Annotated in this window: 31 protein-coding genes and 1 tRNA gene; 2 read left to right on the top strand and 30 right to left on the bottom strand. The window is 41.1% G+C overall.

All coding sequences use genetic code 11. From position 1 onward, the window contains the following. Window positions 1-98: 98 nt before the first annotated feature. From IEV85_RS08575 to IEV85_RS08470, 25 genes are all read right to left on the bottom strand, one after another. Window positions 99-374, bottom strand: coding sequence for an HYC_CC_PP family protein (locus tag IEV85_RS08575; RefSeq protein ID WP_188462282.1), 276 nt, complete (start codon window positions 372-374; stop codon window positions 99-101). Between the two features lie 221 nt (window positions 375-595). Continuing rightward, entirely contained in the window at window positions 596-1,897 is a 1,302-nt protein-coding gene (locus tag IEV85_RS08570; RefSeq protein ID WP_188462258.1) for a hypothetical protein, read from the bottom strand. Between the two features lie 13 nt (window positions 1,898-1,910). Beyond that, entirely contained in the window at window positions 1,911-2,489 is a 579-nt protein-coding gene (locus IEV85_RS08565; protein ID WP_130276915.1) for a YceI family protein, read from the bottom strand. An 11-nt stretch (window positions 2,490-2,500) separates the two neighbouring features. Next, entirely contained in the window at window positions 2,501-3,532 is a 1,032-nt protein-coding gene (gene adhP / locus IEV85_RS08560; protein ID WP_188462256.1) for an alcohol dehydrogenase AdhP, read from the bottom strand. 9 nt (window positions 3,533-3,541) lie between these two features. Further along, on the bottom strand, window positions 3,542-3,916 hold the full coding sequence (locus IEV85_RS08555) for an HYC_CC_PP family protein (RefSeq protein ID WP_425562883.1): 375 nt from the start codon (window positions 3,914-3,916) through the stop codon (window positions 3,542-3,544). 226 nt (window positions 3,917-4,142) lie between these two features. After that, a complete protein-coding gene (locus tag IEV85_RS08550; RefSeq protein WP_188462254.1) occupies window positions 4,143-5,441 on the bottom strand; it encodes a hypothetical protein in 1,299 nt (432 codons plus the stop codon). A 170-nt stretch (window positions 5,442-5,611) separates the two neighbouring features. Continuing rightward, window positions 5,612-5,992 carry an HYC_CC_PP family protein gene (locus IEV85_RS08545; RefSeq protein ID WP_488212630.1) on the bottom strand — a complete coding sequence of 127 codons (381 nt, stop codon included), beginning with the start codon at window positions 5,990-5,992 and terminating at the stop codon, window positions 5,612-5,614. Between the two features lie 149 nt (window positions 5,993-6,141). Next, on the bottom strand, window positions 6,142-6,240 hold the full coding sequence (locus IEV85_RS25145; protein WP_430623644.1) for a GDCCVxC domain-containing (seleno)protein: 99 nt from the start codon (window positions 6,238-6,240) through the stop codon (window positions 6,142-6,144). Window positions 6,241-6,294: 54 nt separating this feature from the next. Then, on the bottom strand, window positions 6,295-6,786 hold the full coding sequence (locus tag IEV85_RS08540; protein ID WP_073094244.1) for a heavy-metal-associated domain-containing protein: 492 nt from the start codon (window positions 6,784-6,786) through the stop codon (window positions 6,295-6,297). 20 nt (window positions 6,787-6,806) lie between these two features. Continuing rightward, the gene (locus tag IEV85_RS08535; protein ID WP_188462249.1) at window positions 6,807-7,643 is read right to left on the bottom strand and encodes a hypothetical protein; all 837 of its coding nucleotides are present in this window, start codon (window positions 7,641-7,643) and stop codon (window positions 6,807-6,809) included. A gap of 9 nt (window positions 7,644-7,652) precedes the next feature. Continuing rightward, on the bottom strand, window positions 7,653-8,057 hold the full coding sequence (locus tag IEV85_RS08530; protein WP_188462278.1) for a hypothetical protein: 405 nt from the start codon (window positions 8,055-8,057) through the stop codon (window positions 7,653-7,655). 4 nt (window positions 8,058-8,061) lie between these two features. Further along, the gene (locus IEV85_RS25310; RefSeq protein ID WP_486341557.1) at window positions 8,062-8,388 is read right to left on the bottom strand and encodes a four-helix bundle copper-binding protein; all 327 of its coding nucleotides are present in this window, start codon (window positions 8,386-8,388) and stop codon (window positions 8,062-8,064) included. Between the two features lie 85 nt (window positions 8,389-8,473). Next, entirely contained in the window at window positions 8,474-8,743 is a 270-nt protein-coding gene (locus IEV85_RS08525; protein ID WP_188462246.1) for a thioredoxin family protein, read from the bottom strand. Between the two features lie 269 nt (window positions 8,744-9,012). Next, entirely contained in the window at window positions 9,013-9,384 is a 372-nt protein-coding gene (locus tag IEV85_RS08520) for a metal-sensitive transcriptional regulator (protein ID WP_188462243.1), read from the bottom strand. Window positions 9,385-9,460: 76 nt separating this feature from the next. Then, window positions 9,461-10,801 (bottom strand): dihydrolipoyl dehydrogenase family protein, encoded by a 1,341-nt coding sequence (locus tag IEV85_RS08515; RefSeq protein ID WP_188462241.1) that lies wholly within the window; start codon window positions 10,799-10,801, stop codon window positions 9,461-9,463. After that, a complete protein-coding gene (locus tag IEV85_RS24835; protein WP_229712540.1) occupies window positions 10,798-11,019 on the bottom strand; it encodes a GDCCVxC domain-containing (seleno)protein in 222 nt (73 codons plus the stop codon). Before IEV85_RS24835 ends, IEV85_RS08515 begins: the two co-directional genes overlap by 4 nt. Continuing rightward, a complete protein-coding gene (locus IEV85_RS08510; protein ID WP_188462239.1) occupies window positions 11,019-11,354 on the bottom strand; it encodes a heavy-metal-associated domain-containing protein in 336 nt (111 codons plus the stop codon). The genes IEV85_RS24835 and IEV85_RS08510 overlap by 1 nt, the downstream gene beginning before the upstream one ends. Before the next feature lie 4 nt (window positions 11,355-11,358). Next, window positions 11,359-12,033, bottom strand: a complete 675-nt coding sequence (merTP, locus tag IEV85_RS08505; protein ID WP_188462237.1) for a mercuric transport protein MerTP — start codon at window positions 12,031-12,033, stop codon at window positions 11,359-11,361. Continuing rightward, window positions 12,030-12,404: an ArsR/SmtB family transcription factor gene (locus tag IEV85_RS08500; RefSeq protein WP_188462235.1), complete on the bottom strand. Its 375-nt coding sequence runs from the start codon at window positions 12,402-12,404 to the stop codon at window positions 12,030-12,032. Before IEV85_RS08500 ends, merTP begins: the two co-directional genes overlap by 4 nt. A 98-nt stretch (window positions 12,405-12,502) precedes the next feature. Continuing rightward, window positions 12,503-13,060 carry a C2H2-type zinc finger protein gene (locus IEV85_RS08495; RefSeq protein ID WP_188462233.1) on the bottom strand — a complete coding sequence of 186 codons (558 nt, stop codon included), beginning with the start codon at window positions 13,058-13,060 and terminating at the stop codon, window positions 12,503-12,505. 56 nt (window positions 13,061-13,116) lie between these two features. Continuing rightward, window positions 13,117-13,353, bottom strand: coding sequence for a hypothetical protein (locus tag IEV85_RS08490; RefSeq protein ID WP_229712539.1), 237 nt, complete (start codon window positions 13,351-13,353; stop codon window positions 13,117-13,119). 4 nt (window positions 13,354-13,357) lie between these two features. Continuing rightward, window positions 13,358-14,602 (bottom strand): hypothetical protein, encoded by a 1,245-nt coding sequence (locus tag IEV85_RS08485; RefSeq protein ID WP_188462229.1) that lies wholly within the window; start codon window positions 14,600-14,602, stop codon window positions 13,358-13,360. Beyond that, on the bottom strand, window positions 14,586-14,798 hold the full coding sequence (locus tag IEV85_RS08480) for a hypothetical protein (RefSeq protein WP_188462227.1): 213 nt from the start codon (window positions 14,796-14,798) through the stop codon (window positions 14,586-14,588). Before IEV85_RS08480 ends, IEV85_RS08485 begins: the two co-directional genes overlap by 17 nt. Before the next feature lie 29 nt (window positions 14,799-14,827). Further along, on the bottom strand, window positions 14,828-15,121 hold the full coding sequence (locus tag IEV85_RS08475; RefSeq protein ID WP_188462225.1) for a helix-turn-helix domain-containing protein: 294 nt from the start codon (window positions 15,119-15,121) through the stop codon (window positions 14,828-14,830). Further along, on the bottom strand, window positions 15,121-15,321 hold the full coding sequence (locus tag IEV85_RS08470) for a hypothetical protein (protein WP_188462223.1): 201 nt from the start codon (window positions 15,319-15,321) through the stop codon (window positions 15,121-15,123). Before IEV85_RS08470 ends, IEV85_RS08475 begins: the two co-directional genes overlap by 1 nt. Before the next feature lie 200 nt (window positions 15,322-15,521). On the opposite strand from IEV85_RS08470, the gene IEV85_RS08465 reads away from it, so the two are divergent. Then, window positions 15,522-15,767, top strand: coding sequence for a hypothetical protein (locus IEV85_RS08465; protein ID WP_188462221.1), 246 nt, complete (start codon window positions 15,522-15,524; stop codon window positions 15,765-15,767). On the opposite strand, the gene IEV85_RS08460 is transcribed toward IEV85_RS08465, so the two are convergent. From IEV85_RS08460 to IEV85_RS08450, 3 genes are all read right to left on the bottom strand, one after another. Then, on the bottom strand, window positions 15,764-17,254 hold the full coding sequence (locus IEV85_RS08460) for a hypothetical protein (RefSeq protein WP_188462219.1): 1,491 nt from the start codon (window positions 17,252-17,254) through the stop codon (window positions 15,764-15,766). The genes IEV85_RS08465 and IEV85_RS08460 overlap by 4 nt on opposite strands. 137 nt (window positions 17,255-17,391) lie before the next feature. Further along, window positions 17,392-17,967 carry a cyclic nucleotide-binding domain-containing protein gene (locus IEV85_RS08455; RefSeq protein ID WP_188462217.1) on the bottom strand — a complete coding sequence of 192 codons (576 nt, stop codon included), beginning with the start codon at window positions 17,965-17,967 and terminating at the stop codon, window positions 17,392-17,394. Window positions 17,968-18,058: 91 nt separating this feature from the next. Continuing rightward, complete coding sequence (locus IEV85_RS08450) at window positions 18,059-18,727, bottom strand: sensor histidine kinase (protein WP_188462215.1); 669 nt, start codon at window positions 18,725-18,727, stop codon at window positions 18,059-18,061. Between the two features lie 113 nt (window positions 18,728-18,840). Here IEV85_RS08450 and IEV85_RS08445 point away from each other — a divergent pair, with 113 nt between their 5' ends. Next, complete coding sequence (locus tag IEV85_RS08445) at window positions 18,841-19,083, top strand: helix-turn-helix domain-containing protein (RefSeq protein WP_188462213.1); 243 nt, start codon at window positions 18,841-18,843, stop codon at window positions 19,081-19,083. Window positions 19,084-19,221: 138 nt separating this feature from the next. Here IEV85_RS08445 and IEV85_RS08440 read toward each other — a convergent pair. Continuing rightward, window positions 19,222-19,294, bottom strand: a tRNA-Thr gene (locus tag IEV85_RS08440). A 170-nt stretch (window positions 19,295-19,464) separates the two neighbouring features. After that, window positions 19,465-21,675, bottom strand: coding sequence for a DUF349 domain-containing protein (locus tag IEV85_RS08435; RefSeq protein WP_229712538.1), 2,211 nt, complete (start codon window positions 21,673-21,675; stop codon window positions 19,465-19,467). Window positions 21,676-21,689: the final 14 nt, after the last annotated feature.

The following is a 21,689-nucleotide window of genomic DNA, read 5'->3' as shown; positions in this document are numbered from 1 at the left end:
TTTAATGCAAAGATCAAAGCCTTTAGAGCTCAGTTCAGAGGGGTCAAAAACGTAGCTTTCTTCCTCTATAGACTCTCAAGAATCTATGCTTGAAATTACTACTCCCCAACTTTTCGGGTTGATCCCTCAATTACTAAAGTCTGGTCTTCACAGCAACCTTTTTTAGTCACCTGCTGGTGTTCGCAATCCGGATCATGCTTATCATTGGCACAAGGTGATTTTTGAGTGGCCATTTCGCAGGGCTCAGCCCCGGAAAAAAGTGCAATGCTCTCTAGCTGGCCCATACAGAAATGCATACCAAAGGTGAAACTCGTGGAACTGAGTAGCACCAGGCAGGATAACAAAATGGCCGATATTTGTCTAAAACGTTGCACTTTGGAGAAAGTCTAATGCGAATTTACGGGATTTAGTTCAGAATGTTCAATTTTAACGTCAAAAATAACGGTTTTCATTTCAAATACTTCAACATGTGGATGTTCATGCTTTATTTCTATTGGAAAATCATAGTTTGCTGATGCTTATTTTTGGAGTCATTATCTTTTACACAGCAGTAAAAAGAATCCCATGTGGATGAGTCACCCACACGGGAGTTCCGTCAGAAACTAATCACCGCTTCAACCACGACTCCACTAAATTCAGCCCCGGCAAAACGCCCTGTCCAAGCATTGCCTTCATATTGCTGCTTCATGTACTCAACTTTTGTTAAAACGTTCTTTGAAAGATACCAGCCTCCACCAAAGTTGATTCGGCTGATATCGAGGTTCTCTGATGCACTTTCACGCATCTTGCCACTCACTGTATTGTATCTGCCCCCAAGATAGAAACGTTCATCTGCTCCAAATCGGTACAATACCTCTGCGGCTATTTGTGTGAATGCACCCTCTGTGTCAGCTTGAGGTGTTGTGAATTCGTTGCTCCCATCGGCCAATTCATATATCCCGAAGAATTCCAAGCCTTTGAACTTGATAAATGGGTTGATCTGCAAGGCTGTGAGCTTTGTAAATCTGGCATTGAACTGACCATCACGAGGGCCACCTTCTGTATTGCCATCCACATCCGGTACTGTAAAAAGTACATTGTAATACCTGGAGCCTCCTCGGTCACCACCATACAGATAGGTGCCTGTTGAGGTTCCTTTATTGATGTACCAAGATCCGGTCAATCGTACTCTCAAATCCTCACTCAGTTGTTTATCGTATCCCAACTTACCGTAGAAAGAAGGCTTATTGTCTGTATTGTCGTTCACCGTTACATTTTGATTGAGCTTGCCGTTTGTGAGCCCAACCACCGCCAATAAACCATTCTTTTGAACTGTAAGCTCTCCGAATGCCTCGGTCGAGAATGCATCCATAAGATAATTCCCCACAAAAGGGTTGAAAATACCTCTGGCATTGTCTGTTCTCCTGAAACGTGCGTCCCCATAGTTGAACTCATCTAACCCTATGGTAATACTTGCATATTTCATCACTCCCTCCAGAAACCCAGGTTTAACAAAGTCAAGATTATCCACTCTCATGTATCCACCCTTAATCCATGCTTCGTTGTGTGCTCTGGAAGAAAGATAGGTCCTAAGATGCATGCGAACTCCGTCCAATACCTGGACGTCCAGGTTGAGGTTGGCAGACGGCAAATTGAAGTCTGATCCCAGTTTGGTCAGGTTACCTGCCGTATTGCTTTGCCTAATACCTTGAAACTGCATGGCGAAATCGCCACCAACCCTCACTTTTAATCCATCAAAGATAACTGTATCCTCTTTTGATGGCTCGAATACATTCAGGCCGTTTTTATCGTTTGGCCTGAAATACTGCAAGGCCGGTTGCTGGGCATACACTACGCCAGATGCCAATATTAGAATGGCAACAAGCAAGGATTGAATTATTTTATTTCTCGTTTTCAATTTGTTTGAATTTTTAATTGTTTGATTGTTTAAAAAAGGTTTCGAAAGAAATCTTCAGGTCATTTCCTGTCTTTATGGTACCAAATACTGCTGTTGGCGGATCCATATTGAACTGACTGAAAGTCACGGGCAGGCTTCCTTTGAAGCGAATGTTTTTTCCAGAAACCCGATAGTCTACCTTGAACTCAACTGGCCTGGTAGTACCGGCAATGGTGAGCCTGCCACCGGCAAAGATGGTGAGGTCATCCACCTGTGCCCTGGTCAGTTCAAAGTGGATGTTGGGATGTTGCTTCGCTCTCAGCGCCTTATAGGCATTTTCGTCCATCCCACTTTTGCCGCTTTTCAACGTATTTACCGGTATGGTTACCGACAAGGACACTATTTCCTTGATCCGCTCACCGCTCAGGGTAATACTTGCCGAACCCTCCGGTTTTTCAGAAACCATCTCCCAATCGTGTAGGGTGGAGGTTCCTGCTACCTTCAAAGATTGACTGCCCATCAGCTCATAGTGCTGTTGTGCAGTTGCCGGTAGGGAAAGCGCTACGACTGCCAAAAGCAGGAAATATGTTTCTATTTTTATGAATCGTTTCATTGTTAGGTGGGTTAATGACCAATATCCAGTACCATACGGCCTTCTATCTGTCCCTTTTTCATTTGATCAAAGATTAGGTTGATATCTTCCAGCGGAGCGGATTTTACCGTGGTGGTTACCTTTCCTTCCATTGCAAAGTCGATAGCTTCCTGCAGGTCTTTCCTGGTGCCAACAATGGAGCCCCGTACCGTATAGCGATTCAATACGGTTTCAAAAATGGGCAGATCAAAGCTACCGGGAGGAAGTCCATTCATTACCAGCGTTCCTTTTCTGCGTAGCAGGTCCAGCGCCTGCCGGAAAGCCACTGGTGACACAGCCGTGACCAACACGCCATGAACACCCCCTGTTTCTTTTCGGGCATTCATCACTTCATCGGGATTCTTACCGTTGACGGCCATATCGGCTCCAAGTTTTTTGGCCAAGTTCAATTTGTCATCTGCCACATCCACTGCAAGCACATGCAGCCCCATGGCTTTGGCGTATTGCACTGCCACGTGACCTAAGCCACCTATACCGGAAACGGCCACCCACTGCCCCGGTCGTACTTCGGTTTCTTTTAGGCCTTTGTACACCGTTACGCCTGCACATAAAATAGGTGCCATCTGTACAAAGTCTATGGTCCCACTGAAACGACCAACATAGTTAGGGTCGGCCAACACGTATTCCGCAAAGCCGCCATCTATGCTGTAGCCTCCGTTTACCTGCGACTCGCACAGTGTTTCCCAACCCGTAATGCAATGCTCGCAATGACCGCAGGCACTGTAGAGCCAGGGAACACCCACGATATCTCCTTCTTTGGTATTTTTTACATTGGAGCCCACAGCCGCCACATAGCCAATGCCTTCATGGCCAGGAATGAGCGGCAACCTGGGCTTGACAGGCCAGTCCCCATCAGCTGCATGCAAATCCGTATGGCATACTCCTGATGCCATTACCTGCACCAGGATTTGGTTTTCATTTGGGGCCTTTACAGGCATCTCTTCAATTTTAAGCGGTTGGCCAAACTCTGTAACCACAGCCGCTTTCATGGTTTTTGGTAACATGATTTATTATTATTTAAATGAATAGTAATCAACTGAAGGGGAGATAAAAATAAATGATACCAGTGCATAGAGTACGGCTGTCATCTGAAAGTCAGGCGCTGAAACAGACTTGACGATACTCAACTCCTCACTGCCTTCCAGTATGAGGGTGTGGTCTTCACAGCACCCTTTCTTAGTTACTTGCTGGTGTTCGCAATCTGGATCGTGCTTATCATTGGCACAAGGTGATTTCTGTGTGGCCATTTCGCAGGGCTCAGCCCCGGAAAAAAGTGCAATGCTCTCCAACTGCCCCATGCAAAAATGCATACCAAAGGTGAAGCTCGTGGAACTGAGCAGCACCAATATGGAAAGCAGGATGGCCGATATTTTTCTAAAACGTTGCACTTTGTAGAAAGTCTGATTCGAATTTACGGAATTTAGTTTAGAATGTTCGATTTTAATATCAAAAATGATGATTTGTATTTCAAATACCTCAACATGTAGTTGTTTGAGCTTTATTTTCCATCTGAAAATTCAGGTCTGCAGATGCTTAATTTTAGAGTTATTGTCTCTTACACAGCAGTGAAAAGAAGAATCCCGTGCGGGTGGACTCATCCACACGGGAGTTCTGTCAGAAACTAATCACCGCTTCAACCATGACTCCACTAAACTCAGCTCCTGCAAAGCGTCCTGTCCACGCATTGCCTTCATATTGCTGCTTCATGTACTCAACTTTTGTTAAAACGTTCTTTGAAAGATACCAGCCTCCACCAAAGTTGACCCTGCTAATATCGAGATTCTCTGATGCACTTTCACGCATCTTGCCACTCACTGTATTGTATCTGCCACCAATATAGAAACGTTCATCTGCTCCAAATCGGTACAATACCTCTGCGGCTATTTGTGTGAATGCACCCTCTGTGTCAGCTTGAGGTGTTGTAAATTCATTGCTTCCATCAGCCAGCTCATAAATACCAAAGAACTCCAGGCCTTTGTACTTGATGAATGGGTTAATCTGCAAGGCTGTGAGCTTTGTAAATCTGGCATTGAACTGACCATCACGAGGGCCACCTTCTGTATTGCCATCCACATCCGGTACTGTAAAAAGTACATTGTAATACCTGGAGCCTCCTCGGTCACCACCATACAGATATGTGCCTGTTGAGGTTCCTTTATTGATGTACCAAGATCCGGTCAATCGTACTCTCAGATCCTCGCTCAGTTGTTTATCGTATCCCAACTTTCCGAAGAAAGAAGGCTTATTGTCCGTATTGTCATTCACCGTTACATTTTGATTGAGCTTACCGTTTGTCAACCCAACCACTGCCAATAAGCCATTCTTTTGAACGGTAATCTCTCCGAATGCTTCGGTGGAGAATGCATCCATAAGATAGTTTCCCACAAAAGGGTTGAAAATACCTCTGGCATTGTCTGTTCTCCTGAAATGTGCGTCCCCATAGTTAAACTCATCTAGCCCTATGGTGATGCTTGTATATTTCATAACTCCCTCCAGAAACCCGGGTTTAACAAAGTCAAGATTATCCACTCTCATGTATCCACCCTTAATCCATGCTTCGTTGTGTGCTCTGGAAGAAAGATAGGTCCTGAGGTGCATCCGAACACCTTCCATTACCTGTACATCAAGGTTGAGGTTAGCTGAAGGTAAATTGAAATCGGAACCAAGCTCAACCAAGGTACCTGCTTCATTACTTTGGTTGAGGCCCTGAAATTGCATGGCGAAATCACCGCCTACTCTTACTTTGAGGCCATCAAAGATGATTGTATCCTCTTTTGAGGGCTCAAATACATTGAGGCCGTTTTTATCGTTTGGCCTGAAATACTGCAAGCCTGGTTGTTGGGCGTATGTGGTATTGATCACCATCAGTGTCAAGGCAATGAATACCAATTGAATTTTATGAAACGTTTTCATGATTTTAACATTTTATTGAAAGTCTGATTAAAGAAACTTGATGATAGTTTTGTCGGATAGATCGTGTCTAATGCTGTTCGAATATCCCGGAGCAGCTATATTTCACAGAACCATTTCCGACATTGCCCGAAGGTTTTGTACCGGGCAACTAACTGATAATCAGATGTTAGCTAAAGAAGAAATGACTGGAACAGGATAGAGCGATACCGCCCTGACCAGCCGGAGGGAGCCTTTTTAGAAGTTGTGTAGTTTCTTGACTCGAAAAATTGTGTAGAAGGCAAATGAAAAGAAGGCTGAGCCAATGCCGCTGTTGAAGAAGCAATGACAGGAATGTCAGAATGAGGTGTCCTGAAATCATCGAGAGAGAAGATTGATTCCTGATCCTCACAACCATCACAAGGGTTGCTGTGATCGTCACAGCATGGTTCGTGGTGTTTTAGAAAAAGCTCGAAGCTGATCAGTTCGCCCCCGCAAAAGTGCTGAAACACTGCCATCCCTTTGCCAGGGAGAAGCATTACAATGAGCAGGACGATATATAAGTTGCGCTTCATGAGCCTTTTGATGTAAAATGCCATTCATTGAAGGGGTATCAATTTAGTATTCCCTTCAATATGAGTCAAAAGTACGCAACGGTTATTGAGAGCGCTATGACATTGCACATGTCAAAACATGATGTATGTCACATAAAGCATTGTCTTCCCTAGCAACATGCTTGATCAGAATCCAATTGTACTGGTGGACAAGGTGCTGAGCCATAGGAGCAATACACGCAACAATCCCCTTCCTTCGGTTTTAACAGATGATAACAGAAAGCAGGCTTACGCTTAATAATGTATTTTCTTCATTGTAAAATTCAAGATTTTAGAACTTCAACTATCCTTATATCCCAAGTACCGTTTAAGTGATTGTCCTCTTTATCTTTCACAAAAACTTTTAGCTTGATCTTCCCGGTGTTTAGGGATTTGACTATTTCTGAAGGTGTATCAGAACTCACAATAAAAGTCTCCCCATTAACATTTACTTGCCATGCATTTTCGTTCTTAACCAACTGGCCAACGATGGTGACTTCAGCATTCTTGGCTGAAAATCCATTATTCCTCACCTCTTCCTGAATCTTTTGAAGTGTCAATTTATTATCAGATGCGAGCTTAAGGTAAGCTTTACCATCATTCAAACTCACCTGTACCTTTTCCAGCCCATCCATTTTCTTGAGTCCACGCTCCAGGCCATAGGCACAAGGTGCACAATCCATTCCAAAGACCTCTTGATCTACTTTGATCAACTGAGCCATTACACCGCTCAAACTAAAAATTGTCAACAATGCTATTATTCCTAATCTTTTCATTTTCTTCTGTTTTTTAAAATTTATAACCAATAACTAATGTTCATTGAAAGCCTGTATTCCTCTTTTGGACCCTGTGTTATATCCTGATAGAGCGGAAATAATGCTCCAAAGGATATACCCCAAGCTCCATAAAGCCCCAGGAATGAAGGGCCAATCATTACTTTTTTTCCTCTTTGATCAATGGGGATAAGCTGACCTTCACTGGTACTAGTGCCTGGAAACTCTGCTAATGACTCTACAAAAACACGCCAGTCGGGTTTTGGGTAATCCCCCATAAAGATGTTTGGGCGATAACCGACTACAAGACTTGCATAAGGAAGGTCGCCTAATTGATCATTGCCTTCCTCAAAATAATATTGATAACCACCGCCTACCCAGGCATACCAGGTACGTGAAGCATAACCGGTAGAGATTGCTCCATGAATAGAGTTGCTTACATTAATACCTCCCCTGGATTCTTTGGTAGGTGTCGAAACACTTAAAATAGCCGTGGATTCAAAGCGTTTGCCAACACCAAATGCATTGGAAAAGAAACGGTACCATACCGATGCTTCTATATCGCCATTTGCCGGCATGTTGTTGTTGCCTCTTGTTCTGGGTGCTTCAGACAATCTGTTGACCATGGTGGGTGTTGTGATATTAATTTGCAGATCTTCTGTCACGCCATACGACCAGATGTACCTAAGCATAAACGATTGATCATCTTCGGTAGCCAGGCTCATAGCTGCTACATTAAAGTCAAATCCTCCTTTTGCCAATGTGGGAGTTTGTAAACCATATAGTGGGCCATGTCCCTGAGCACTGACCTTAGAAATGGCTGTAACAGTTAGTAATATTAAAAAGGCTGTTCTTTTCATCGTATTATTTTAAAGTCCTAAAAATTGTTGAATTGGTAGTAGCAGGTAAGCTGAGAATAGTCCGAGAAGGTATAAACCAAAAGATATCCATAGGATAATTTTACTCCACCGGGCGGCTGTATCGCATGGTGTCTCATTGCCATATTCGTCTATTTCACAGGCTTGATCTCTTTTGCGGCCATAAAACAGCCAAAAGTTAAATCCGATCAAAATACCTGCTGCCAGAAAAGTCCATTCCTTATACTTGCTCAACCAGATCAATGCCGGAAAATCCGAAACCATTCCGGCCACTACCGCTCCCATACCCACCGCTACGAGCAATGACGGAAGGGCACAGCACAGCAAGGTAAATACTGAGGTAAACAAGGACGCTATGCTGACGAAATCCTGCTTTAGTGATTTTAAGACTTCCATAAGATTATGCCGCCATTTTAGCGCAACTTTCTGCGCAGGCTTCACATTTTTCAGCACACTGCTTGCACACCTCACTGTCAAATTTGCCGCATTCTTCTGCACAGGCTTTGCATAGGTCAGCGCAAATGGCACACACCCTGCTCGCGTAATCGGACTGGGAGGCCAACATCTGTGAACATGCCGTACAAAGGGCAATACAATCCATGCAAAGCTGGTGGCACTTTTGCATGTCCGGTTCGCCTAAGTGCTGATCCAGACAGATGCGTGCTGCAGTTATACAGGCGTTACAATTGTCAATACATTGCTGTAAGTCATTATTTAAAGGTTTCATCGTAATTATATTTTAGAATGATTTCCCGTACTGGCACGGCAGCAAGAGAAAATAGAAAATAAAGTAAGCCGTGCCTTACTTGTTTTTACCCTTGTCCTATACCCGCTTGGATCAGCTTTTCTTTAGAAATCCCCTGGTTTTCACAGCAGGATAAAAGTGAGCCATTCACAGTAATAGCAGGTACTTTTTTGATCCCATATTCTTCCAGCTTGCTCAGACAGGTTTTGTCCTCACACTGCTTCACCAAATCATAAATGGTGATCTCACATTGCTCACAAACCAGTTCTTTCACCATTTGAACTACCGGATCGCAAACAGGGCAGTTTGCTGTAAATATTTCTACTTGTCTTTTCATCTTTACCTCCTTTTAAAATGTTCAGTTTTACATGTTTGAGATTCTCTCTGGATAAGAACAATTCAAAGGTAAGTTCAGGGAGGGGGTGGTAGCCAAGGGGGAATAGCTAAAAAATTTGATTATTTTGTTGGTAAGAAAAAAAGTAAAGATCGGCAGTAAGGCAGTAAGGCAGTGGCTAGAAAGGGGAAAAAGCCTATGCAGTATAATGCCAAAGTAGATAACTAATGTCTACTAGGCTAAAACTTTAGTATAAAAATGGGAAAATTGAGTTAATCGTTTTCTTTAGCATGAGTTTTACTTATTCTTTGCTTGAGCTGTGATATTTCCTTCATTTTTGAGGTCAATGAGTCAAGCTCCAGAGTGGGGAACTGTTGTCTAATAAACTCTATCCGGTCTTCATTGCCACAATTACCCGGGCAGGCTTCAACGGTTTCCGAAATCTTAATAGCAAGAGCTTTCCGGTAGGCTTCATCCAATAATAAATAATGGGCCTTATCAAGTCCTTTTTGCGCAGCTTTGAACTGTAATAAAATTTTTTCCGGATCTTTTCCTTCATCCAGCATTTTTATCAAACCATCCATTTGGCCTTTGATGCTTTGAAGCCTGGTTTTTATATCCTTTGTCAGGTCTTTGGGTATCATAATACTTCGTGTTTTGTTAAATATACGTTTCCAACTACGGTGGTCAACAACATATTTTGTGGTTTTTTAATTTAGATTAAACCATTGACCCAATATCCGATCCCATCGATGGATAGGCATAAACTATGTTCCGTATGTCAGAAACTGTTAGTTTACCTCGAATAGCCATTGCAAAAAGATTAATCATTTCTTCTGCATGGGGCCCGATGATGTGTGCTCCTAAAATGTGACCTTCTTTGTCGGAAATTACTTTATACGCGTAAGTTGATTCATTGATTCGTTTGGCATTGTACCAGTTTGAAGCAGTGCCATCCTTTACTTGATATTCTAAGCCTGTTTCTTTTGCCTGCTTTTCTGTCATCCCAACAGATGCCAAAGTTGGTAAGGTGAATACCGCACTCGGCATTTCGGTGTAGTCGGGTGTTTTCGAATTGCCTTGAATAATATTGGCTGCCACAGCATGCCCTTCCATAACAGCAACGGGTGTGAGGTTTAGTCCATGGCTGTCCGCTGCATCTCCCGCAGCGTATACTGATGTATTGGTTTTGCTTTGCAAGTATTCGTTTACCTGAATTCCTTTTCTGTTGTAAGAAATATTGGCCTTTTCAAGATTCATGCCATCCAATTCAGGCACTCTGCCGGCAGCATTGACAACTAAGTCTGTTTGAATAGTTTTTTCACCATTTTTTGATGCTGCCTTTACGGTAAACCCATTATCCGTTTTTTCTACTGCAACCACATCCCACTCAAGGTGAAGCTCAATTCCCAATTCTTCAGTGGCATTTACCAAATGATTTACAATATCGGCTTCAAAGTTTTCTAATGGCATTTGGCCCCTGTGAATTATGGTTACTTTAATTCCAGCCCTGGCAGCTAGATGTGCAAATTCCATAGCAATGTAACCACCTCCTATAAAAGTGATGTGCTCCGGAAGGTGGATAAGCTCCAGAAAATCTGTGCTGTCAATCGGTAAGTCACCTCCAGGTATATCAAGGATTACCGGTCGTGCACCTGTTGCAATTACAATCTTATCCGCTTCTAATAGATTGTCTCCAATGCGGACAGTGTCTTCCGATTCAAAGCTGGCTGCTCCGTGATACATGTCTACACCCGCTTTTTCATATCCTTTCTCTACACCTTTGGGCATTTTGGAGACAAAGTCGTTTTTATAGGCCATTAAATCCTGCCAATTGATGGAGATATCTCCTTGAATGCCAATCCCCTTCATTTTATTGGCTCGGTCAATGATCTCTGCTGCTCCTACCAATATTTTCTTAGGATCACAACCACGCAAAGCACAGGTGCCTCCATATGGCCTGGAGTCTGTAACGGCAGTCCTTAATCCTTTTTTAGCACATTTATTGGCTATGGTCATCCCTGCCATGCCTGATCCGATGACGATTACATCATATTTCATGAACAACAGCTACTTTTTCCACCGTCCTGAATAGGAGGACATGCCACAGTTCCATACGAGCAATACACACAGCAATCCCCGTCTTTTGCCTTTAAGACTTGTTTGCAGCTTTCACACTCATAGAAATACTGACACGCATCTGTCGGCATGGTTTCTTCCTTCTCATGTCCACAATTAGGACAGGTAATAGTGGATTGTAATACGATTTCTTTTTCCATTATTTGTCGTTGTTAGGTTTTAGTACTACAGCTTTATAGCTGGTTTTTTCTTCAATGGCTGCAATGAGCTGCTCAGGCTGGGTCTTTTTAGGATCATAGTCAATCACTGCAATATCACTGGGATATTCTACCGAATTGTCTAAAACTCCTTTTGTTACTTTCAAGACTCTATACAAATGACTGGCACAGCCCGCACAAGTGAGACCGGTGACTTTCAGCTTAACAGTCTCACTTTTTTGAGTAGTCTCTGCTGTTTTTTGAGATTCGGCAGTTTGCGCCATTCCATGTCCTGCAAGCAGGAAAACGAACGTTAGGCTTAAAATTATGGTTTTCATTATTTTATTGATTTGAAGTTTTATCTTGTACAATTTTCTTTTCAGTGACTTTATAGCCTGTGCCTTCTTCTATCGCGTCAGCCAATTGATCAACAGATACTTTTGTTTGATCAAACTTTACCGAAGCAGTACCATTTTCATAGGAAGAAGAAGCTTCGAGAACGCCTTCACTATTATTAAGTGCTGCATTCACGCTATGCTCACAACCGGTGCAGGTCATGCCGTTGATACTAAGCTCAGCATTCAGAATATCATTTTCATTTACCACAATAACCTTATCAGCATTGCTGTTATTTGAGAAAAAGATGCCGGAATAGGTAGGAAATGCAAGCATTACTACCGCAAAGACTGTAACTATTCCCAGGAACTTCTTAGACTGCCAAAAGGATGGTTTTTCATCCTCATCACAGGCACATTCGATTTCCTCCTGTGTCCTGGATCTTCCATGCCTGCCTGTCGGCAGGCATTTTTGATACCAGGCAAACCCCAATACCAAAACGGTAAGGCCTATCAAATAAGGTCTGAAAGGTTCCATCCATGAAAAGGACGAAGCAATGCCTCCAATCCCTGCCAGGGTGGCAAAAATGGGGGTGATACAACAAAGTGACGCTGTTATGGCCACCAACAAACCGGCTCCTATACTTTTGGAGGATGAATTTGCTTGATTTGAATTGCTCATGATACTGGTTCTTTTTTATTGTTATCAAATAAGCTTTTTAAGACGCGCTTGATCACCTGTATATTATCTTCTACCAGTGAGTAGAAAACCGTTTGGCCTACTTTCTCGCTGGTTACAAGGCCTCCTTCTCTCAATTTCTTCAGATGTTGGGAAATGGCAGGCACGGTCATTTCCAAAATGTCACTCAGGTCGCAGGGACAAAGTTTGGTTTCTTTGCTAAGTAGGTAGAGAATTTTTAAGCGGACTTCATTGCCCGACAGGCTCAATGCCTTAGCTACGGTAGTTATGGATGGTGCTACTTTGTTAATTTCTTCTTTGCACTGTTGGATCTGCTCAACATCTGCAAAAACCCGGATACACGATTTACTCATACTTCTTTATTATTTAAGCAACTACTTAAATAACGAAGATAAGAAAATAAAGGTTTAAGAAAATGCTTAAATAAAGTGAATTTCGAAAAAAAATGAATTTAATGCACCTTCATATGCCTATTCAATGCTTTTACAGAATGAAAGCCCTTTCCGCATTCTTTACATAGGAAATCTTGTTTACTTTGGTCGTTTACACCATTGTTTACAGAATTGTAAACGGACTTTTTTCTTACCGAGCGCTTGTTTTCAGCGATTTTATCCACAAACAGTTCAGCATAGCTATAGCCTGTAAACGCCAGCACCCCAGCTAGAAATACTTTCGTGAAAGCTACAATTAGAGAGGGTTCAATAAAAGAGAATGGATTGTAGTACAGCAAGTTCATGATAAATACGAAAATGGCATATAGGCCAGGCTTTCGTTTGATCACGTGGATTGTAAAAACCAGGATGGTCAAGTCAAAGCTGATGGCATAAAATAAAGCATAAAAGTTCTTCCAGAGCCGGTTGCCTTCAAAGGGCGAAACATTATAAAACAACTGGTGCGAGTGCATGATCATAGGGATAGTTCCGGCAATTACTACTATGAAAATGAATTTGCGCGAATAGAGAAAAGCCTCAAATTGCTCAAATACATCTGTTTTTCTGTTTTCTTCCATTATTTTCAAGGTTTCTCACACCACATCAACAGTCGGTCCAGTCATGCCATCTTTGACTAAACTCTTGCACCTCTTTTAAACCTTGCCAGCTCATTGCCTCTAGGTTCATTTTCATAAACGATGGCAGTCTCCCATTGTCCTTTGAAGGTTTCCATCAGCATTTTTTCCAGTCTTCGGATGCCCAGGGCCTGATTGGGTTTTGCCCGTTTATGCGTTTTGTCCAGGGAATAAAAGGTGCGGACGTTACCATCATAGAACCAGACGATGCATTTAGATAAAGCCTCCCGTTGCATTTGTTCACTGAGCATAGGCTTGTTGTTTACGTTTCAGGTTTTGCAGATGTAAACTGCGTTGTAAACATTGCTGATAGGCTTGATTCAGGGATTCATCCCGGTATCCTGCTAGTCGTTTCTGTTGAATCCGGAAGAGCTGTAAACGGGTCTTTTTACGAAAACGGCCTTTATTCTGTTCATGTTGCTGCCATTCGGCTTTGACCTGCTGAAGCAGCAGCTGGTTCCTGATTTCAATTTTGAGGGTTTCCTGTTTTACATACCACTGCCATGTTTTTTTGAAGCCGTTCCGCTCATTGTTGGGATGAAAGTAAATGTGCGGTTTGGGTATCCAGTGGCCAGGGCTTCTGGCCAGCCAACGAGCAACCATATTGACCCGGTTAAAAGCTGTATCCTGGTACTTGAGCCAGTCTTTTTCAGTTGCATTCGATTGAAGCTTGCCGTAAACCGACTCCCAGATCAGGTTGAGTATTTCCCGGTCTTCCGGCTCTGAAAGCACTAAATCCGGATAAAGCACTTTTCGGGCATAATCCCAAAACTGCCGGATGAGTGAAAGTAAGAAAATGCGCCCCGCCCCAGGCTTTTGTTCCTGTTTTTCGGCTTTACAATGCCTTTCAGGAGCTTTTTCTTGCCTTTTTGAGGCAGGGTTAGCATTTTCCTCCGTGTTCTTGTCTTGTTCATGTTTTGTTCTTGTGGCTTTGCCACTCTCGTGACCGTAGGGAACCCCGCTTTTATTCACACTGCTATTATTATTCAATTGTTCTTGATGTTCATGAACTAAAGGGTGAAAATTTTTCGCTTTTTCATAAAAAATAGAGGTTGCATCCCCGATTTTCAGCACATTATCCCCATAGTTGGTGGATAACTTTGCCGTGCCCAAAACTTCCCGATTGAGCCAGATTTCAACGCCTCCCTTACCTCTATGTTCGTCCTGGGTAATGAAACCTGATTGTTTAAGGCGTTCTTTATGATTGATAATCGTGCGCTTTGTACAGCCTTTACATTTGGCCAAGCTCTCGTTGAAGGTGCTAAAGCCGGGAAGACTGTTGGTATTAAGATCACCTATCTGAGCCGCCTTGTTAAGCTGCTTAAGATAGAGCCGGATTATCAGCTCGGCTGTAGCCCGATGGTTGGCATTGAGTTTTTGGGTGAGTTGGGTTTGCCGGTTGTTATACTTGTCAATGAATGACTTGGTATTCTGGAAAACCTCTCCAAAACTGAAATGTACCTTTTTATCATTTTGCTTTTCCATGCGCTGACATTTTAAAAGTTTGGAGTTCTTTTAAAGAAAAAATAATAGCCTGGGCGAAATGGATCTTCTCTGAAACTTCTTCGTCCAGAATTGAGATGTTCTTCTCACCAAATTCTTTTAGCAGAAAGTCGTAAACCAGTTTACAGCGGTCATGTTCCTTCTGCATAAAATCAATCTGTTCTTGTAATGAAGCCATGTTTACATTGTTTACAGGATGTTTACATATCAATAGCTGGGTACATTACGGTCCAGGTATTCCAGGATGCTTTTCTTGGAATAGCGTATGATCCGGCCATGTTTGGTAAAGCGTATTGCTTCAATGTCCCTGAGTTCCTGTAGCTTGGTTTTGCTGCGGATGCCCAACAGCTTTTTGGCTTCCTCGGTGGAAAGCCAGTCATTAGCTGGATCGGCATTGGCCAGGGCTTCTTCTCTTGCTTCCCTAATGGCTTGTTTGACCATGCTTATCAGGTCTTTATGCATTTGTTGATAAGCCTCTTTTTCAAATACGATTATTTCCATCACTTTTCAGTTAAATGTTTCTCAATTACAGAGAGTAGCTCTCTCCTTGAAAAGTATTGATGGCCACCCTGGACAAAACCAAAGAGCTTTGACTGATCTACCTGCTTTGGTAAGCATTTGATCAGATTATCAGCTAACACCCATCGCAAGGTGAGTTGAACATCTTGGTGATTTTGACCTATGTGATTTCTTACAGCCATCAATTGCTTTTCTGACTGTAAAGAGACGGGTTATTTTAATGCGAAAACAGTCCTTCACCGGTCTGAGTTACCCATGAAGGGCAGGTAAAGAATCTGTTAATCAGGGCGTTATTGCAATGGATTAATACAAAGTTTTTTAGTTGATACTTCACAAATGAGGTGCTATATTCGTTTGACGGCTATAAAGACCGATTTGTATCATGAAAAAGTTACCCCCTGGGGACCCCCTAATTTTGTATATTCCGGTAGATGAGCTACCAATTATAGAGGAATTGTCCGCTTTTATGCGGCAGATGGAGTTTAAAAACCTCAAGGAGATGCTGGAATTTAGTGCCCCGGATCTTTTGAAAACGAAAGGGTTTGGGTATAGATGTTTACAGAGCTTGCTCAGCCTGCTGGACGATCATGGGTGCATTGAGCTTCTGAGGGAAAGGGATAATTTTTAGTAGTTCTTTCCTGCCCCTTCAATATGGGCCAGCATCTTTTTCATCATCCTACCAACAGAACGTTTGGTCCCGGTATCAATCTTATAGTATTTCCCTTTCAAACTACCGACCGATATATTTTCCTGTTGATCAGTTCGGTAATGTCTGCAAACAAAATCCAACAATTCCTGACGGGTACCATCCACCAGACCGGTTTCAAAAAATGCTCTGACAAATAATGAAAGCTGTGGCACCGACATCTTTAACAGTGTTTTGTCATCGGTGGATTGAAGACCAGAAAGTGTAGTAGCATACTTTAGCTTTCTTTTCTGGAAATTGATTTCCTCCTGCAGCCAAATCGACATTTGGTCTTTTAGAGGAAGTAAGTTAGGGTTATAGCTGAGGTGGGTTTTTACAGGTAGCTGGTTGCAGAGCTTCTGGTAGTAATACAGCAGTTCCAGTTTTTCTTCCATTGTTTGGTTTTCTTTTAATTCTTTATGAATCTGGTAAGTCAGATAATTAAAGAATTTCAATATATTGAAGTTCATCCTCCAGAGGATCAGAAAAACCTTTTTAGCATCGAGTGCTTCTTCCTCTTGCGCATACCGGTAAAAAGCCAGTAGATAATTCTCATGATAGGTGTGGCTGTGATAGGTAAAAGTCAATGGTTCTAAAATACCCAACTGATCAAAAGGAATGGTAACAATTTCGTGCAACTGATGATCCAAACCGGCCCTTTCCAGATGATCAAGTATTTCGCCAAGCTTTTCAGCATGTTTTATGGCCAACACTAACCTACTTTGATAGGGAACGGGTAGATCGGTATCCAGATAATGGCCAAAGGATTTTTCAAGGTAAACCAATATATCTTCAAGGGTTTGATAAGTAAGCTTGAAAATATCAGTGGTGGTATGATCATCAGAAATTTGAAATAGTGATTTCCATTCTTCTTTTGGGATATAGTCATTGAGGATAGTCTTCATATATCCTATGATCAAAAATTGGTATCTTCTGATATGAAGACGGATTTGCCCCTCATCATTCAGTTTGAAGACTTTTTCGTTCAGTTTCCTTGTAATTATTGTGTATGCATCATCAAGGGTTTCCTGATAGTAGTAGAACTTTACAGTCTGGGCAGATAATTCCTGATAATCATCTTTTACCAATAATTCCAATATTAGATAAGGGCCTTCTGCAACTATCACATGATCTATCACCCTGCCAGGATCTATTTTTAGCTCTTCTGAGAGAAAAGCCAGGACATCTGGATGATCTGCAACATGGCGGTTATTAATTGATGATGATGGTTGGATATTGCTGAACCGGAATTCCTTTCGTTCATGAACTACATAATCTTTGATTGATTTGCCCAATTTCATTTTAAGTTGATATCTGGCTTCCGGATATCGCTCTTTCAAATAGTTGAGATATTGTTCTGTAGTCGATTGGTGAATTAGAGGGGAAAGGTCATCATTAAGTATCCGGTAAAAAATCGCGATATTTTCCATAGACCACAGGGGTTAAGTTGAATCACATGATAGAAAGAGCTTTTGGTGACTTAGAAGGCAATAATTTAATGGTTTATTTATAATACTGTTGCGGATAGTATTGGTGACCAGTGATTTTTTGACAAATGTCAAAAAAATCAAAGGATTCTTATTTCTGAACGAACCCTACTAAGCGTTTCACCAGAAATACCAAGATAGGAAGAGACATGGTTGAGAGGAATTCTTTGGATGATCCTTGGCTCACTTTGAAGGAGCATGATGTAACGTTGCTTGGCTGTAAGCGTCTGGAGAGCTGTTAGTTTATCGAGCATCTGACGACTAAAATCTTCCATTATTAATCTTCCCAAGCGCTCCCATTGTTGATATTTTGCGTATAGACTATTAAGCTCATCATACTTCAAACTCAAAACGATGCAGTTTTCAATAGCCTGAATGTATTCAACAGATGGAGTTTGAGTTGTAAAGCTACGCAAGGAGGTTACGAAAGTGTTCTCAAAAGAAAACCAGTGAGTCACTGCCTTTTCATTCTTCACATGATAAAAACGACAGCAACCCTTGATCAGGAAATACGCCTCTTTTGTCACTTCCCCTTCTATAGCCAGAAAACTACCTTTACGAAAATTTCTCTTGACAAATTTTCTTTCAATTTCAAGAGCAGCCTCTTCGTCTAATTTTACAAAACTGTTAAGATAGACCTGAAGTTGCTCATACATAATTTTAGTTTTATACCAATTTGGATTAAGATAAGATATAAATCTTAATATTTTTGAGCGACACAGTTGAAAATCCAAGTGATGTAAGAATTTAAACATTTATTTTCGGAAGCTTAATATAAAAAGTGGTGCCGCTAGTGGTACTCTCAATCTCGATCTTCCCATCCAGCTCGTCTACCAAGCTTTTGACTATATACAGACCTAACCCATGCCCTTGAATGCTATGGTTAACTCTGAATCGCTCTTTGAAAATTTTCTGTTGTAATTCAGTAGGAATACCTAAACCATTGTCTGAAACCGTGATTACTAATCCATCATCTGTCTGGTCAAACTGCACATGCACGAAGCATTTCTTTTTTTCAGCATCTCTATATTTTATCGCATTGTCGACCAGATTCTGAAGAATTGAAAAAAGTTTATTGTAATGACCTTGGTAAGAGTTTAGACCATGACTGTAAACTTCAATTGTAACATCACCTGGAGGGTTAAGTTGATTTAAAACATTTTGAGAGGTTTCTATTAAGTCAATGTCGGTTACAGAGTGGTCAGGTTCAAAATATTCCCTGATAAGCTCCTCCACTCGGGTGGTTAAATCTGTCGAAGTTTGTAAAAGTATACTGGCATACTCATTCTTTCTCGATAGGTCCGATTCTTCCTTAGTCAGTTGAGCAATTCCCTTAATGGTGTGAATGGGACTCAAAATATCATGTGTGACCCTAGCTATGAGGGTTTTTAATTTTTTTTCTTCCTTTAATTCCATAGTTCAGTTGTTGACGTGTTAACATCTAAGATAAGGAAACACGTTTAATACACCTAAATAGATGTACCTATTTAAGAGTAACTTTTAAGCAAAAATATTCATTTTTTTACCGGATGGATAAAAAAGAAGAGCAGGTAAAAAATATAGATATAGATAAGTTGGCCAAGAGAATAAAACAACTCAGGCTGGAGAAGGGACATGTGAATTATGAAACCTTTGCCATAGAAAATGGGATTTCAAGATCACAATACTGGAGATATGAACAAGGGGAAGATTTACGCTTTAGCAGCCTCATGCGGGTCATTCGAGCCTTAAAAGTCAGCCCTGAAGAATTTTTCAGTGAAGGGTTTGATTGATTATGACTTCTTAATTTCAACCACGGCAGTCAATTTTTCTCTAAAAAAGATAAACGAGTGTAATCTGAGAAAATAGGCAAGACTGGGATATGCCATAAAAAAACCCTTGCAAATCATTGATTTACAAGGGTTTAAAAGAGCCTCCTATCGGGATCGAACCAATGACCTACTGATTACAAGTCAGTTGCTCTACCAGCTGAGCTAAGGAGGCTTATTTCCTTTTTATTTTCTTCATCATTTATTGAAATGAAGAAAATATATATCTGATTTTCTTTAGTCTTTTTTGTTTTGGGAAGCCTTTTGTTTCCCTCATTGCGGGTGCAAATATAAAGGCTGTTTTGTTTATTACAAACCCAAAAACAAAAAAAAATAAAATATTTTTTAGTCTACCGAACGCACAATTCGTAACTGCTTCTTTAACAGGGAGATTTCTTTTTCAGCCTCCGCAATTTTCTGATCAAATTCTTTCTTTAATTTGTCAGCAGTTTTTGAAGACGCAAAAAATTCTAAATTATTTTTCCATGTAATAATATCATTTTGCAAGTCACCAATCTTTTTTCTCAATACATTTTCCTTTTGGTTCAGCTTTCTGTCCGAATTAGGGCCAGCCATAATTTTAGTGAGCTGAGCCATCAGTTTTACTTTAGCGAGCTGCTCATCGTTTAAAACATCTTCTGATTTCTCAATGAACTCAGCAATAGCTTCTGAAAAATGCTCTTTTACTTTTTGAATAGAGTTACGAGGTACAAAACCTAATTTGCTATAAGCTTGCTCATAAGCTTCCAACTGCTCAATATCTCCCGGATTTAATTGCTTAATCTGGGATATAATATCTTCTTTAGCTTTAAGGTTTTCCTTAAATTCTTTTTCAGACTCCTGGTTTCCAGCTCTTTTTTGTTCAAAGAAGGCATCGCAAGCACTTTTAAACTGTTTATAAATACTTTCCCTATATTTTTCAGGAACCGGACCAATCTCCTTCCACTGATTTTGTAACTGCTTTAGTTTCTCTGCAGTTTTACCCCATTCGGTACTTTCTTTTAAAGCTTCGGCCTGCTGCACTAACTCCTGCTTTTTCTTCATGTTTTCTTCTCGCATGGCATCCAGCCTCTTGAAGAACTCATGTTTATTGGCAAAAAATTGTTTAAAGTTGCTCCAGAAACTTTTATTGATCTCTTTCGCATTTTCTTTAGGCACCTGGCCTGTAGCTTCCCATTCCTTTTGAATAGCCAGCACTTCTTTAGTTTTTGTATTCCATTCTTTAATACGGTCGGAATTAAATGCTAAAAAGGACTGAATTTTGTTGATGATCTCCTGCTTCTTTACCAGATTGCCATCCTGAATAACTTTGAGATCCTTCAGGTAGTCCTTACGCTTGTCATAAACCGCATCAGAGGCAGCCTTAAACCTTTGCCAAAGCGGCTCCTGATCTTCCTTAGGCACTGGCCCAATATGTTTATACTCTTCATGAAGATCATTTAAAGTTTTGATAGCAAAAGGCACATCATTTGACTCAGCCAATGCTTCAGCTTTTACGCATAGCTCTTTCTTCGCTTCAAGATTCTTTCTTCTGTCAAGTTCTTTCAGCTCGTAAAGAATGCTTCTTTGGTCATAGTAACGGTCAAGAAGAGCATTATAATTGGCCCATAGAGTTTTAGCCTGGCTTCCCGGCACCTGCCCTACTGCTTTCCACTCCTTCTGTAATTCTTTAATTACATTTAAACCAGTAATGGTTTCCTCACCATCTACCAACTCACGTAATCTATCTAATATCTCCTGCTTTTTCTTCAGGTTATCATCCTTCTGCTTCTCCTGCTCTTTAAAATGCTTTCTCTTTCTGTCTTTATAAAGCTGCAAATTAGCTTCAAAACGATCAGTAAGTTCATCGTTCTTCATGGCAAAATCAGCTTCTTCGCCTCCTTCTGCCAAAAACTTATCTAATGCTGTTTTCCTCTCCTCTTCATAAATTTCATCAAAAAGAGGTTTGATTTCGCTTAATATTTTATCTGCTCTTCTGAAATTATCAGAATGAGAAATTTCTTTTATGGCTTCAACTAGCTGGGCCTTTGAGTAATTAGAGTAATCAGGCAATTCTTCTTCATGATCCTCATCTTCTTCTGAATCATCATCACTCGATTCACTATCATTTACATCCGAAGCAGCAGCTTCCATTTCTGAAGAACCGATGGACATATTTTGTTTTTCATCTTCAGCCTCGGCCTTAGCAGTTAATGCTCGGGCCTCTTCCTCCGCATGGGTTAAATCATTGTCTTCAGCAGGAGATTTTCTTGTGAACTCACCATTCTCTGCCTTTGGTTCATCCTTTTCAGCAGATTCATTTTCAAAGTCTGTAGCGGAAGCCTCCATCTCAGAAGATTTTATAGGTTCACTCGCATCAGATTCTGATTTCTCCTCAGAATCATCCACTTTTTGAGTAAAGGCGCGTGCCTCTTCCTCTGCCTCAGAGATATTCTCTTGATTTTCTACAGATTCGCTTTTTTGCTCATCATTTAACTGTTCTGCATTAACCTTCTGTTCTTCCATTTGATTGTCTTTCTTTTCCGGATTTTCAGAAGTACCTTTTTCGTCCATCATAATTCTTGTATACT

Origin of the sequence: Marivirga lumbricoides (genome assembly GCF_014636295.1) — a bacterium.
Classification (GTDB): Bacteria; Bacteroidota; Bacteroidia; order Cytophagales; family Cyclobacteriaceae; genus Marivirga; species Marivirga lumbricoides.
The sequence above is the reverse complement of the archived record's forward strand: the minus strand, read 5'-3'. Positions and strand labels throughout refer to the sequence as shown.

Bases quoted from the DNA above. Each gene is read 5' to 3' on its own strand.
- adhP (WP_188462256.1), bottom strand. From the start codon at position 3,532: ATGTTACCAAAAACCATGAAAGCGGCTGTGGTTACAGAGTTTGGCCAA.
- IEV85_RS08535 (WP_188462249.1), bottom strand. From the start codon at position 7,643: ATGAAAAGAACAGCCTTTTTAATATTACTAACTGTTACAGCCATTTCT.
- IEV85_RS08545 (WP_488212630.1), bottom strand. From the start codon at position 5,992: ATGAAGCGCAACTTATATATCGTCCTGCTCATTGTAATGCTTCTCCCT.
- IEV85_RS08495 (WP_188462233.1), bottom strand. From the start codon at position 13,060: ATGGAAGAAAACAGAAAAACAGATGTATTTGAGCAATTTGAGGCTTTT.
- IEV85_RS08455 (WP_188462217.1), bottom strand. From the start codon at position 17,967: ATGTATGAGCAACTTCAGGTCTATCTTAACAGTTTTGTAAAATTAGAC.
- merTP (WP_188462237.1), bottom strand. From the start codon at position 12,033: ATGAGCAATTCAAATCAAGCAAATTCATCCTCCAAAAGTATAGGAGCC.
- IEV85_RS08520 (WP_188462243.1), bottom strand. From the start codon at position 9,384: ATGATACCCAAAGACCTGACAAAGGATATAAAAACCAGGCTTCAAAGC.
- IEV85_RS08525 (WP_188462246.1), bottom strand. From the start codon at position 8,743: ATGAAAAGACAAGTAGAAATATTTACAGCAAACTGCCCTGTTTGCGAT.
- IEV85_RS08565 (WP_130276915.1), bottom strand. From the start codon at position 2,489: ATGAAACGATTCATAAAAATAGAAACATATTTCCTGCTTTTGGCAGTC.
- IEV85_RS08460 (WP_188462219.1), bottom strand. From the start codon at position 17,254: ATGGAAAATATCGCGATTTTTTACCGGATACTTAATGATGACCTTTCC.
- IEV85_RS08450 (WP_188462215.1), bottom strand. From the start codon at position 18,727: ATGGAATTAAAGGAAGAAAAAAAATTAAAAACCCTCATAGCTAGGGTC.
- IEV85_RS08470 (WP_188462223.1), bottom strand. From the start codon at position 15,321: ATGGCTGTAAGAAATCACATAGGTCAAAATCACCAAGATGTTCAACTC.
- IEV85_RS08515 (WP_188462241.1), bottom strand. From the start codon at position 10,801: ATGAAATATGATGTAATCGTCATCGGATCAGGCATGGCAGGGATGACC.
- IEV85_RS08490 (WP_229712539.1), bottom strand. From the start codon at position 13,353: ATGCAACGGGAGGCTTTATCTAAATGCATCGTCTGGTTCTATGATGGT.
- IEV85_RS08475 (WP_188462225.1), bottom strand. From the start codon at position 15,121: ATGGAAATAATCGTATTTGAAAAAGAGGCTTATCAACAAATGCATAAA.
- IEV85_RS24835 (WP_229712540.1), bottom strand. From the start codon at position 11,019: ATGGAAAAAGAAATCGTATTACAATCCACTATTACCTGTCCTAATTGT.
- IEV85_RS08445 (WP_188462213.1), top strand. From the start codon at position 18,841: ATGGATAAAAAAGAAGAGCAGGTAAAAAATATAGATATAGATAAGTTG.
- IEV85_RS08550 (WP_188462254.1), bottom strand. From the start codon at position 5,441: ATGAAAACGTTTCATAAAATTCAATTGGTATTCATTGCCTTGACACTG.
- IEV85_RS08500 (WP_188462235.1), bottom strand. From the start codon at position 12,404: ATGAGTAAATCGTGTATCCGGGTTTTTGCAGATGTTGAGCAGATCCAA.
- IEV85_RS25310 (WP_486341557.1), bottom strand. From the start codon at position 8,388: ATGAAACCTTTAAATAATGACTTACAGCAATGTATTGACAATTGTAAC.
- IEV85_RS08540 (WP_073094244.1), bottom strand. From the start codon at position 6,786: ATGAAAAGATTAGGAATAATAGCATTGTTGACAATTTTTAGTTTGAGC.
- IEV85_RS08510 (WP_188462239.1), bottom strand. From the start codon at position 11,354: ATGAAAACCATAATTTTAAGCCTAACGTTCGTTTTCCTGCTTGCAGGA.
- IEV85_RS08530 (WP_188462278.1), bottom strand. From the start codon at position 8,057: ATGGAAGTCTTAAAATCACTAAAGCAGGATTTCGTCAGCATAGCGTCC.
- IEV85_RS08485 (WP_188462229.1), bottom strand. From the start codon at position 14,602: ATGGAAAAGCAAAATGATAAAAAGGTACATTTCAGTTTTGGAGAGGTT.
- IEV85_RS08435 (WP_229712538.1), bottom strand. From the start codon at position 21,675: ATGATGGACGAAAAAGGTACTTCTGAAAATCCGGAAAAGAAAGACAAT.
- IEV85_RS08465 (WP_188462221.1), top strand. From the start codon at position 15,522: ATGAAAAAGTTACCCCCTGGGGACCCCCTAATTTTGTATATTCCGGTA.
- IEV85_RS08480 (WP_188462227.1), bottom strand. From the start codon at position 14,798: ATGGCTTCATTACAAGAACAGATTGATTTTATGCAGAAGGAACATGAC.